The 10,343-nt window shown below is 71.6% G+C and carries 10 protein-coding genes; 4 read left to right on the top strand and 6 right to left on the bottom strand.

Annotation, left to right across the window (positions count from 1 at the left end):
* Positions 1 to 342 (top strand): glycosyl hydrolase-related protein (locus C1I92_RS34185; RefSeq protein WP_199521795.1); only part of this gene is annotated, 342 nt, incomplete at its 5' end.
* Here C1I92_RS34185 and C1I92_RS31825 read toward each other — a convergent pair.
* Entirely contained in the window at positions 339 to 1,601 is a 1,263-nt protein-coding gene (locus C1I92_RS31825) for a trypsin-like serine protease (protein ID WP_146605370.1), read from the bottom strand. The two genes, C1I92_RS34185 and C1I92_RS31825, sit on opposite strands and share 4 nt — an antisense overlap.
* A gap of 364 nt (positions 1,602 to 1,965) precedes the next feature.
* On the opposite strand from C1I92_RS31825, the gene C1I92_RS31820 reads away from it, so the two are divergent.
* Together C1I92_RS31820 and C1I92_RS31815 are read left to right on the top strand one after the other, a co-directional pair.
* A complete protein-coding gene (locus C1I92_RS31820; RefSeq protein WP_111258642.1) occupies positions 1,966 to 3,255 on the top strand; it encodes an MFS transporter in 1,290 nt (429 codons plus the stop codon).
* 163 nt (positions 3,256 to 3,418) lie between these two features.
* The gene (locus C1I92_RS31815; RefSeq protein ID WP_111258641.1) at positions 3,419 to 3,844 is read left to right on the top strand and encodes a hypothetical protein; all 426 of its coding nucleotides are present in this window, start codon (positions 3,419 to 3,421) and stop codon (positions 3,842 to 3,844) included.
* On the opposite strand, the gene C1I92_RS31810 is transcribed toward C1I92_RS31815, so the two are convergent.
* The 5 genes from C1I92_RS31810 to C1I92_RS31790 are packed head-to-tail and all read right to left on the bottom strand — an operon-like array spanning position 3,841 to position 9,307.
* Entirely contained in the window at positions 3,841 to 5,049 is a 1,209-nt protein-coding gene (locus C1I92_RS31810) for a CehA/McbA family metallohydrolase (protein ID WP_111258640.1), read from the bottom strand. The genes C1I92_RS31815 and C1I92_RS31810 overlap by 4 nt on opposite strands.
* Positions 5,046 to 6,134 carry an ABC transporter ATP-binding protein gene (locus tag C1I92_RS31805; protein WP_111258639.1) on the bottom strand — a complete coding sequence of 363 codons (1,089 nt, stop codon included), beginning with the start codon at positions 6,132 to 6,134 and terminating at the stop codon, positions 5,046 to 5,048. Before C1I92_RS31805 ends, C1I92_RS31810 begins: the two co-directional genes overlap by 4 nt.
* On the bottom strand, positions 6,134 to 6,955 hold the full coding sequence (locus tag C1I92_RS31800; RefSeq protein ID WP_111258638.1) for a carbohydrate ABC transporter permease: 822 nt from the start codon (positions 6,953 to 6,955) through the stop codon (positions 6,134 to 6,136). The genes C1I92_RS31805 and C1I92_RS31800 overlap by 1 nt, the downstream gene beginning before the upstream one ends.
* Positions 6,952 to 7,830, bottom strand: coding sequence for a carbohydrate ABC transporter permease (locus tag C1I92_RS31795; RefSeq protein ID WP_111258644.1), 879 nt, complete (start codon positions 7,828 to 7,830; stop codon positions 6,952 to 6,954). The genes C1I92_RS31800 and C1I92_RS31795 overlap by 4 nt, the downstream gene beginning before the upstream one ends.
* 52 nt (positions 7,831 to 7,882) lie before the next feature.
* Positions 7,883 to 9,307 carry an extracellular solute-binding protein gene (locus C1I92_RS31790; protein ID WP_111258637.1) on the bottom strand — a complete coding sequence of 475 codons (1,425 nt, stop codon included), beginning with the start codon at positions 9,305 to 9,307 and terminating at the stop codon, positions 7,883 to 7,885.
* Positions 9,308 to 9,484: 177 nt separating this feature from the next.
* On the opposite strand from C1I92_RS31790, the gene C1I92_RS31785 reads away from it, so the two are divergent.
* Positions 9,485 to 10,228, top strand: coding sequence for a GntR family transcriptional regulator (locus C1I92_RS31785; RefSeq protein WP_111258636.1), 744 nt, complete (start codon positions 9,485 to 9,487; stop codon positions 10,226 to 10,228).
* Positions 10,229 to 10,343: the final 115 nt, after the last annotated feature.

The raw sequence follows: 10,343 nt of genomic DNA, 5'->3' as shown, positions 1-10,343 counted from the left end.
GGTCCGGCGTCCGCACCCCGGCTGGCCGAGGAGTTCCGGCATGACGTGCTGGTGACGCCGGGCCTGGCCGCCGCGGGCGGTGAGCTGCCGCCGTCGTCGTCAGGGCTGGAGGTGAGCGGGCCGGGCGTGGTCGTCTCGGCGATCCGGTCCCGCGGCGACGAGACCGAGCTGCGGCTGGTCGCGATGTCCGCCGCCCCGACGACGGCGACCGTCGCCGGGGCGTTCGCCACCGCCTGGCGGACCGACCTGCTCGGCCGGGCGCTGGAGCCGCTGCCCGTCGACGGCTACCGCGTCGACGTCGAGCTCGGGCCGTGGGAGATCGCCACGATCCGCCTCTCCTAGCGGCTGCGGGTGTGCACGGCGAAGCCGAGGTGCTCGGCGATGTCGGGCAGCGTGCTGAACAGCGACACGTCGCTGCCGTGGCAGGTCGACGGCACGAGCTTGCCGCCGTGGTGGATGCCGTAGGCGATGCGGCCGGTGCTCGAGTACCGGTACCAGGCGCCGCCGCTGTCGCCGGGGCAGGTGTCGATGCCGTCGACGCGGGCCATGCCGCGCGCGTTGGCGTCGTTGACGTCGCCCAGCACGCCGCAGCGGATGCCGGAGCCGATGGACTGGGCGGCGATGCACACCGTCTGGCCGGGTTGCATGCTCGTCTCGGAGGTGATCCGCCCGGCCACGGGCAGCCGCTGGCTGGTGGCGGAGGGGTCGTACATCCAGCCCCACGTCGCGCCGTCCAGCCAGTACGTGCTGTCGATGCGGATGGCGGCCGCGTCGACGTCGTTCCAGTTGTACCGGGCGCGCATGGTGCCGACGCTCTGCGTGCCGTTGCCCCACCGGCTGCCGATGGCGCCGCAGTGGCCGGCGGTGAGCACCCATCGGCCCACGCTGGTGGTCGAGTTCGCGGTGAACCCGGCCGAGCAGGAGTAGGTCTTCTCCGGGCCGCGCCACAGCTGCACACCCGCGCGCAGCGGCGGGCTGCAGCTGCGATGGGTGGCGCACACCTCCGGGCCGGTGGTCTGCGCGGTCCGGGCCGTCGCCCGCATGGTGGCCGGCAGCGCGACCGCGCCCCGGCGCACGCTGGCCAGCGTGCTCGCCGGCAGTTCGACGACGACCCGGTTGGCCTTCAGGTCGATGCCCGCGGTGGCGCCGGCGGGCACGCCGCGGTGCGTGCCGTTGTTGACGCGGTCTCGCTCGGCGATCAGCGTGGCCAGGCTGAAGTCGACGTCGTGGGTGGTGGCGTCGATGCCGCGGGCGGCCGCCGCCCGCGTGAACGCGGCCGCGGCCGCCGGCGTCGTCGACAGCAGGTGCTGCGTGTCGGTGGCGCCGTCGTACCAGGCGCCACCGTACGTGCCGGGGGACTGGGTCGCGAGCTGCTCCAGCAGCGCGACGCGCTCGTCCTCGGCGTCGATGCGCCGCAGCGCCTCGGCGTCGCTGACGCCGGGGAACGCCCGCTGGAAGGCGTCGATCGCGGCGGCTCGGTCGGGGTCGGCGGATCGCGGTGGCGGCGCGCTGGACGCGGTGGTGGCGGCGGGCGCCGCGCCGAACAGGCCGATGACGGCCACGGCGGCGCAGGCGAGCGCGGACATGCGTCGTCGATTCACGAGGGCTGCTCTCTCTACTCAGAGCCACGAGCCCTGCACAAACCGTGACAGATAGTGAATACGTCGGTAACCGGGGGGTTTGAGCATAAATGGAAACGGCTGGGGCCGCATCTCGAACGGCTCCAGCGCGCTGACCTGCGGCGACGCTGCCACTGGGCGAGTAAGCGGCCGCTTTCCGGCACGAGTGCGAGACCAGTGCCCGGCTGGCACAGCCCAGCCCGCGGCAACTCCGCGGCCTGACGCCTCACTGGCGACGATCTCCGACGCTCCCACCGCGTCCCGCGTCAACCGGCTTGCTCAGCGGCGTGTGCGCCTGCGATCGTGGGCTGGGCACGGGCACCCGCTCATCGCGCTGCCGGGAGGAATGGTGTCTGAGACTGTGCCGGGCTCTGAGGCCGGCACCAGGTCCCGGATCGCGCCCTTCGTCACCGCGTACGCCGTCACCATGTTCGGCGATCGGTTCGCCGAAATCGCGTTGCCGGTCGCCGTGCTCATGGCCACCGGCAGCCCCGCAAGCGCGGGTGCGGTGGCGGCCAGCGTGCAAGTGCCCGGTCTGCTGATCGCGCCGTTCCTCGGCCACTGGACCGACCGCCACTCTCGGCGGTCGATGCTGGTGTGGGCCGACGCGATCCGAGCGCTGAGCTTCGCCGCCTTCGCCTTCCTCGCCACCGAGTCGAGCGCGGACCTGCTCCCGTTCCTCGTGATCGGCGCCATCGTGGGCTGCGGCAACGTGCTGTTCGGAATCGCGGCCCAGGCGGTGCTGCCGCAACTGGCCCAAGGTCCCGCGCTGGGCAGGGCGAACGCGGTCCTCGAAGCGGCGGACGGTGTGTCGACGCTGGCCGGGCCCGCTGTCGCCGGCGTCGCTGTGGCACGGCTCGGTGCCGCGTGGGGGTTGGCGGCCAACGCCGTGTCGTTCGTCGTGTCCGGACTGCTGCTTCGTCGGTACCTGCCGCGCATGGACCCGCCGGGGCAGCCAGGCGCCGAGTCGCCAAGGACGATGGACATCGGCACACCACGCCGACTCGCCCGTACACTGCGGCGGCGCGTCGTCGAACCCCTGAGCATGGTGGTGAGCGACCGGTTCCAGTCGTTGATCCAAGTGGCTCTGATGGCGCTCAGCGCGCACGGCGCAGCTCTCGTGCTCGCCGTTCTGGTGCTCGGCCAGGATGAGCTGGAGTTGTCGGTCGCGCAGGTCGGCCTGGTGCTCTCCGCCGCTGGCGTGGGCGGTCTGCTCGTCAGCCTGGTGGGGGCCCGGTTCCCGGCTCGGCTCAACCAGCTGTGGAAGGTCGCGTTGAGCCTGCTGCTCAGCTGCGCGGCCGGGCTCACGCTGGCGATGTCCCAGTCGTTCTGGTGGATGTTCGTGGCCAACGGGATGCTCGACGCGTTCGTGACCGCCGCGTTCATCAGCACCGCCACGGTCCGGCAGGCGAGGACCTCCAACCGGGTCATGGGACGCGTAGGCGCTGCCTCCGCGATCGCCAACAATCTGGCCCGGGTGATCGGCGTCGCCGGCGCCGGTGTACTGCTCGCGGCGCACGGCGGGCGGGTCGTGCTCGTGGCGGATGCCGTCATGTTGGGAGTCGCCGGGCTCGTCCTGATGATCGCCGGTCGCCGAAGCCGCACACCCAGCGCGTCGATCGGCTCACCTCCGTGAGCCTGGGCTCAGGCCACCGGTTCGGGCGCCGCCGATTCCGAGGTGGCGATGCGCAGCGCCGGGCCTCGCCCGTGCACTCAGCCCGCCCGGGTAGGGCGCCATGTGTGTCAGTGGTGATCCATAAACTCGGCCCAAGATCATGAGTGCGCCGGCGGAGTGCGGTGTGCTCGACGGCTGGAAGGTGGCTCGCATGATGCGGCTCATCGTTCAAGGCGGCGACTACCTCGACCTCGACGCCGATGTCATGACCTTCGACGACGGCGCCCTCGTCCTCTGGCGGCGCGGAGCCGAGGTCGGGCGGCAGCAGATCGGCCGGGTGAGCGCCGTGGAACTCGGTCACAGTGTTCAGAAGAGTGAGGAGGCACCAGCCGCACCCTCCTACAAGCTGACCAAGATCAGGAGAGACCACCCGAAGGCCTACGCGCGCTGGACGGCAGAGGAGGAAGAGGTACTCGCCAGACTGCATGGGGAAGGACGCTCGATCAGCGACATCGCGCGGACCATGCAGCGACAGCCCGGCGGGATCAGATCTCGGCTCGAGAGGCTCGGGCTTCAAACGCCAGAAGTCGAACGCGAGAGCATCGGCTAGGGGGTCACGGCGACGACGGCGGCGGTGGCGGGGGTCTCCAGGATGTGCGGGCCGTCGGCGGCCGGGTAGCGGGCGAGGTCGCCACGGACGAGCCGACGCCGGCCCAGAGCGTCGGTGAGGAACAGGCCGTCGCCGCCCACGGCGACGACCTCGCCGTCTACCCGCAGCAGGACCGGGTCCGACACCGACCAGGACAGCGCCGTCCGGCCGGCCCGCAACCCGTCCAGCACGTCGGGCACGGACGGTGAGACCGCCGCGACCCAGGTGACGGGGCGGCCCACCACCGGGGCGTCGCCGGGGCGGTGGAAGTCCGAGCCGCCGATCGGGACGGTCGCCGGGTCCCAGGCGTTCCACCACGCCAGCGGGCCGGTCCACTCGCGGGCCAGCCACGACGAGTGGAAGATCTCCGCCAGCGGCGGCCGCACGTCCAGCGGATGCTGCCACGAGCAGTCGCCGCCCAGCGGATGGTTGATCGACAGCAGTCCGCCCTGCGCCGCGACGAACGAGACCCAGGTCGACGGGGACTGGCGGAAGTCGACCCACGGGATGGGGCCGAACGCGTTCGCGTGACCGCGGTCGGTCGTCACCTCCTGGCCGGGCAGCAGCGTGATCCCGTACCGCGACCCGGCGGAGGGCAGCGCGGCGTGGTGCGACACCGTGTTGTGGTCGGTGACGGCCAGGACGTCCAGACCGGCCGCCACCCCGAGCGAGGCCAGTCCGGCGATCCCCAGCGCGCCGTCCGAATGCAGCGTGTGGGCGTGGAAGTCGCAGGCCAGCCACGTCAGCCCGGCGTCGGCCGGCAACGAGCGACGGGGCGGACGAGGCGGGACGGGCGGCCCGGGCGGCTCCGGATCCAGCGGCGCCGACGGGTCGTCCAGCACGACCGACACCTCCACCGGCACCCCGTCGTCAGGCATCCGGTAGAGCCCGAGCACGACCGACCACTCGCCCGGCTCCAGCGGCCCGGCGACGTACCCCGGCGTCGCCGCGTCAGCCGTGACGGTGAACCGCCGCCGCGCCCCGCCGGACCACCCCCGCCAGCCGTCGGGACCCGAACAGCCGAGATCCACCACGGCGCCCGTCCCGGAGTACGAGAGCACGACGTGCACCGACGACGTACCCACGGGCACCTCGAACGGCACGGTCAGGTACGGCGACGCGGCCCGGTCGGCCGGGAGCAGCCGCCGCGACAGCAGCACCGTCACGCGGCCGCCGCCACCGGCTCCAGCAGCTCCTCGCTCTCCGCGTCGAACAGCAGCGTCCGTTCCGGCCGGACGGCGACGAAGCCGGCCACGCCCGGCGCCGGCTCCTCGTCCTCGTCGACCACGACCTGCACCAGCACCCCGTCCGCGGCCTCGACGGTGACCAGCACCGACGCGCCGAGGTTCTCGACGACGGTGACGGTGCCCCCGATCGCGTCCCCGGCCGGAGCAGTGGACCAGCGCAGGTACTCCGGCCGCGCACCCCAGATCACCGCGGCCCCGTCAGGCAGCGACAACCCGGGCGGCAGCGGCAGCGACGCACCGGCCACGGTCACCCGCCCGGAGGCGACGACGCCGGGGTGCAGGTTCATCGGCGTCGACCCGGCGAACCCGGCGACGAACGTGTTGGCCGGTCGCCGGAACACGTCGCGGGGCGAGCCGACCTGCTGGATCCGTCCCGTCCGCATGATCGCGATCCGGTCCGCCAGCGCCAGCGCCTCCGCCTGGTCGTGCGTGACGAACACCGTCGTGACGCCGAGGTCGCTCTGCAGCCGCTTGAGGAACGTCCGCGCCTCCAGCCGCAGCCGCGCGTCCAGGTTCGACAGCGGCTCGTCGAACAGGAACACGTCGGGCTTGCTGGCGACGGCGCGCGCGAGGGCCACGCGTTGCTGCTGCCCGCCGGACAGCTGCCCCGGCCGCCGCGCCGTCAACCCCGCCAGCGACAACCCGGCGGCGACGTCTTCCGCGGTGGCCAGCCGCGACGACCGGTCGACCTTCTGGATCTTCAAGGGATAGGCGATGTTGTCCGCGACGGTCATGTGCGGGAACAGCGCGTAGTCCTGGAACACCATGGCGACGCGGCGATCGCCGGGCGGCAGCGCCGTCACGTCGCGCGCGCCGATGGACAGCCCGCCGGCCGTCGCCGTCTCCAGCCCGGCGATCGTGCGCAGCAGCGTCGTCTTCCCGCAGCCGGACGGTCCGAGCAGGGCGAAGAACTCGCCGTCCTCGATGGTGAGGTCGAGCCCGTCGACGGCGCGGACGCCGCCCGGGTACTCCTTGACCAGCTGGTGCGTGGTGATCGCCGCCATCAGCGCTTGATCCCTCCGTGGAAGCGGAAGCCGTACCGGCGGTTCACGAACAGGTACATGAGCACGACCGGGATGGAGAACAGCAGGGAGAACGTGGAGATCAGGGCGAGGTTGGGCTGGCCGCCCTCGGTGTAGAAGGTGAACATGACGACGGCGGCCGGCTGCCGGTCGGGGGAGCGGAGCAGGATGAACGGGACGAGGAAGTTGCCCCACACCTGCACGACCGCCCAGACGGCGATCGTGGCCAGTCCGGGCCGCGCGATCGGGACGACGACGTGCCGCAGGATCTGCAGCGACGACGCGCCGAACACCCGCGCCGACTCCTCGTAGGAGCGCGGCGTCGAGTCCATGAAGTCCTTGAGGATGAAGATCGCCGTCGGCAGCAGCCCGCCGGTCAGCACCAGCACGACGCCGAGCTGCCGGTCGATCAGCCCCAGCTCCGTCATCAGCAGGAACGTCGGCACCATGGCCGCCGTCCCGGTCACGATCGACGACAGCAGGAGCAGCAGGTAGAGCAGCGTGTCGCGGCCGGGGATCCGGACCCGGGACAGCGCGTACGACGCCAGCGCGGCCAGCACCAGCGTGATCGCCATCGTCCCGGCCGCGATCAGCACCGAGTTGCCCAGCGACCGCATCGCGTACGGGTTGTCCCACAGCGTGCGGAAGTTCTCCAGCGTGAAGTCCGGCAGCGACACCTGCACCGACGGCGCGGTGTCGAACGGCGCGCTCAGTAGCCACAGCAGGGGCAGCGCGAAGAACACGAAGACGAAGCCGGCGAACACGTACCGGCCGACGACGCCCAGTGCGGCGCGAACGGTCATGGCCGGCGCTCCCTCAACAACCGCAGGTACACCGACGCCACGATCAGGTTGATGATGATCATGATCAGCGACAGCGCTGCGCCCTCGCCGAGCGCGCCGTCGCGCAACGCCACCCGGTAGATGTAGATGCCGAGGATCTCCGTCCGTCCCTGCGGCCCGCCGGCGGTGATCAGGTACGGCGCGAACACGTTGAACGTCCACAGCGTGATCAGCAGCGTGTTCGTGAGGATGTGGCCGCGGATGTTCGGCAGCACGACGTCGCGCAGCGTGGCGAACGTGCCCGCGCCGGCCATCCGGGCGGTCTCGAACTGCGACGGCGGCACCGAGGCCAGCGCCGAGCTGAACAGCAGCATCGAGAACGCGGTGCCGTTCCAGATGTTGAAGACGATGATCGACTGCATCGGGTACTCGAGCAGCCATGCGGTCCCGTCGGTGCCGAGCAGCGCGTTGAGCGTGCCCTCGCGCCGGTCCAGCAGCGCCAGCCACAGGAACGCGACCACCGACGCCGGGATGATCCAGGCCAGCAGGACGACGGTCTCCAGCACCGACCGGACGGCCGGGCGCAACCGGCGCGCCGTCCATGCCAGCGCGAACCCCAGGATCGACTGCCCGACGATCGCGGAGAAGAACACGAACGCCAGCGTCAGCAGCAGCGAGTTGCGAAACGCCGGGTCGCTCAGCGCGTCGGTGTAGTTCTCGGTGCCGACGAACTCAGGCTCGGCCGCGGCGAGCCCGGTCAGCCGCCAGTTCGTCAGCCCCAGGTAGAGCGTCCAGATCGCCGGGAACACCAGGAAGACCGCGACGACCAGCAGCGCCGGCGCGACGAACCCGGTCGCCCGCCACCGGCCGAGCCCGGCCGCGTCGCCGTCGTCGATGCGAGCCCGGCCGGCGCCCGCCCCGGTGGGGGCAGGGCCGGCCGGGTCGACGTCAGTCGGCGATGGAACCGTCGTCACCGACGATGCCCTCCAGTTCGCTCTGGTAGGCCGTCGCCGCGTCCTCGGCCGACGTGCCGGACGCGACCGCCGCGGTCGCGTTCTGCAGCGCGACGGAGACCTGTGGGTACAGCGCCAGCGCCGGCCGGTAGGCCGTGATCGGCAGCACCTCCTCGGCGATGAAGCTCATCAGCGGGTCGCCGGCCAGCGCCTCGGCGTTGACGTCGTCGCGGGGGGTGATCCGCGCGCCGCCGATGCTGATCATCGCCTCGAACGCCTCCGGGGAGTTCATGAACGTCAGCAGCTCCCACGCCTGCTGCGGGAACTCGGTGTTCGGATTGATGACGCGACCCGTGCCGCCGGACATGCTGACGAAGTCCTGCCCGTTCAGGCCGGCGCCGGGCTCACGGGCCGGGATCTTCGCCCAGCCGACGACCTCGTCGCGGTTGGCCATCGGCGCGATGCCCTCGTCGGGGTTGATGACCGAGCGCCAGAAGTAGTCGCCCTCGATCAGCATGCCGACCTGGCCGCTGGCGAACAGCTGGAACGACGTGTCGCGGCCCTGGGCCTCCTGCTGCAGCAGCGGGTCGCCGAGCTCCTCCTCGCCGTAGACCTGGCCGTAGAAGTCGAGCACCTCGGTAACGCCGTCGGTCGCGCCGGTCCAGGTGTCGTCGGCCCAGATCTGCTCGCCGGTGCCGGCCAGCAGCGGCAGGAAGCCCTGCATCGTCGTCGCCTCGCCCATCGGGACGCCGGCGTTGACCTGCAGCGGGGTGACGCCGTCGAGCTGCTTGAGCGCCCGGGCGGCCTCGAGGATCTCCTCCCAGCTGGTCGGCTGCCAGTCCTCCGGCAGCCCGGCCTGCGCGAACAGCTCCTTGTTGAAGTAGATGACCCGGCCGTCGGTGCCGACAGGGATGCCGTAGGCCTGGTCGTCGAAGGTCATCGCCTGCTGGACCGCCTCCGGGATCTGCTCCCAGCCGTCCCACTCCTCGACGGCGTCGCCGGCGATGTCGGTGAGCGGGGCGATGTAGCCGGCCTCGGCGAACTCTCCGGTCCAGATGCCGTCGATGCTGATGATGTCGCCGCCGGCGCCGGACTGCAGGTCCAGCGCGATCTTCGTCTTGTAGTCCTCGTCGTCGACGCCGTTCTCCTCGAACTCGATCGTGACGTCGACGCCCTTCGCCTCCTGCATGGCGGTGAACTCGGGGATCACGTAATCGGTGATCCAGGCCGCGCCCTCGGAGTTCTTGCCGCCGGCGATCGCGTTGTCGGTGATGGTCAGGGTGACCTCGGTGGCGTCGGCGTTCTGCGAGGGGTCGCCGCCCGCGGAGCCGCCGCCGTCGTCGTCGCTTCCGCACGCCGCCAGGACCAGCGCCGTCGCGAGCAGGCCGGCCGTGGCGCCGAGCCCGGTGTTGAGCCTCATCGTCCCTCCAGAACCCGAACCTCGATGTCCGGCTGTCAGATTGTCATGACTTTCTGACGAGGTCTAGACCTTCTGTGCCCGCGGACCTCACTGGAAGCTCACGTTCCTGGTCACACGGGCGGCTGGGCAAATGTCCTAACATACTGACGTACGCATCAGCGAGGTGAGGGGGTTCGAGTGGCCGAGGGGATCCCGGAGCTCGTGGTCGACCGCACCAGCCCGGTGCCGCTGTACTTCCAGGTCGCGCAGCATCTGGAGCAGCTGATCGAGTCCGGCGCGTTCCCGGCCGGCACCCGGCTGGACAACGAGATCCAGCTCGCCGACCAGCTCGGCCTGTCCCGGCCCACCATGCGCCGCGCCATCGAGTACCTCGTCGACCGTGGTCTGCTGGTGCGCAAGCGCGGCGTCGGCACCCAGGTCGTGCAGCCCAAGGTGCGCCGCCCGGTCGAGCTGTCCAGCCTCTACGACGACCTGTCGGCGGCCGGCAAGCAGCCGCGGACGCAGATCCTCTCGTTCGAGCTGCAGGAGCCGACGGAGGTGGTGGCCGAGGCGCTCGGCCTGTCCGACGGCGACCGCGTCTACGCGATCCGGCGGCTGCGCTTCACCGGCGACGAGCCGCTCTCGATCATGAGCAACTACGTGCCGGCCGGCCTCGTCCGGCTGGACGAGGCGGCGCTGGAGCGCACGGGCCTGTACGCGATGATCCGCGCCGCCGGCATCAACCTGAAGATCGCGACGCAGACCATCGGCGGCCGCGCGGCCCGGGCGGCCGAGGCGCGCCTACTCGCCGAGCACCCCGGCGCCCCCCTGCTCACCATGACCCGGATCGCCTACGACGAGACCGGCCGCGCCGTCGAGTACGGCTCACACCTCTACCGCGCGTCGATGTACACCTTCGAGCTGACGCTCACGACGACCTAGCGTCCTGCCTGGCACGCTGCAGGTGACCTTCTGTGCCGGAGATGCGGCGTTTGTGGAGCACTGCAGCGTGCCAAGGGCGACTCGATGGCGCGCGGCGCGGCGCGGCGCGCCGCGC

Source organism: Jiangella anatolica (genome assembly GCF_003236295.1).
GTDB classification, from domain to species: Bacteria; Actinomycetota; Actinomycetes; order Jiangellales; family Jiangellaceae; genus Jiangella; species Jiangella anatolica.
Note: the sequence above shows the minus strand (reverse complement) of the source record. Positions and strands in the feature narration are given on the sequence as shown.

Coding starts and splice junctions, on each gene's coding strand:
- C1I92_RS31820 (WP_111258642.1), top strand. CDS start 1,966: ATGGTGTCTGAGACTGTGCCGGGCTCTGAGGCCGGCACCAGGTCCCGG.
- C1I92_RS31800 (WP_111258638.1), bottom strand. CDS start 6,955: ATGACCGTTCGCGCCGCACTGGGCGTCGTCGGCCGGTACGTGTTCGCC.
- C1I92_RS31790 (WP_111258637.1), bottom strand. CDS start 9,307: ATGAGGCTCAACACCGGGCTCGGCGCCACGGCCGGCCTGCTCGCGACG.
- C1I92_RS31805 (WP_111258639.1), bottom strand. CDS start 6,134: ATGGCGGCGATCACCACGCACCAGCTGGTCAAGGAGTACCCGGGCGGC.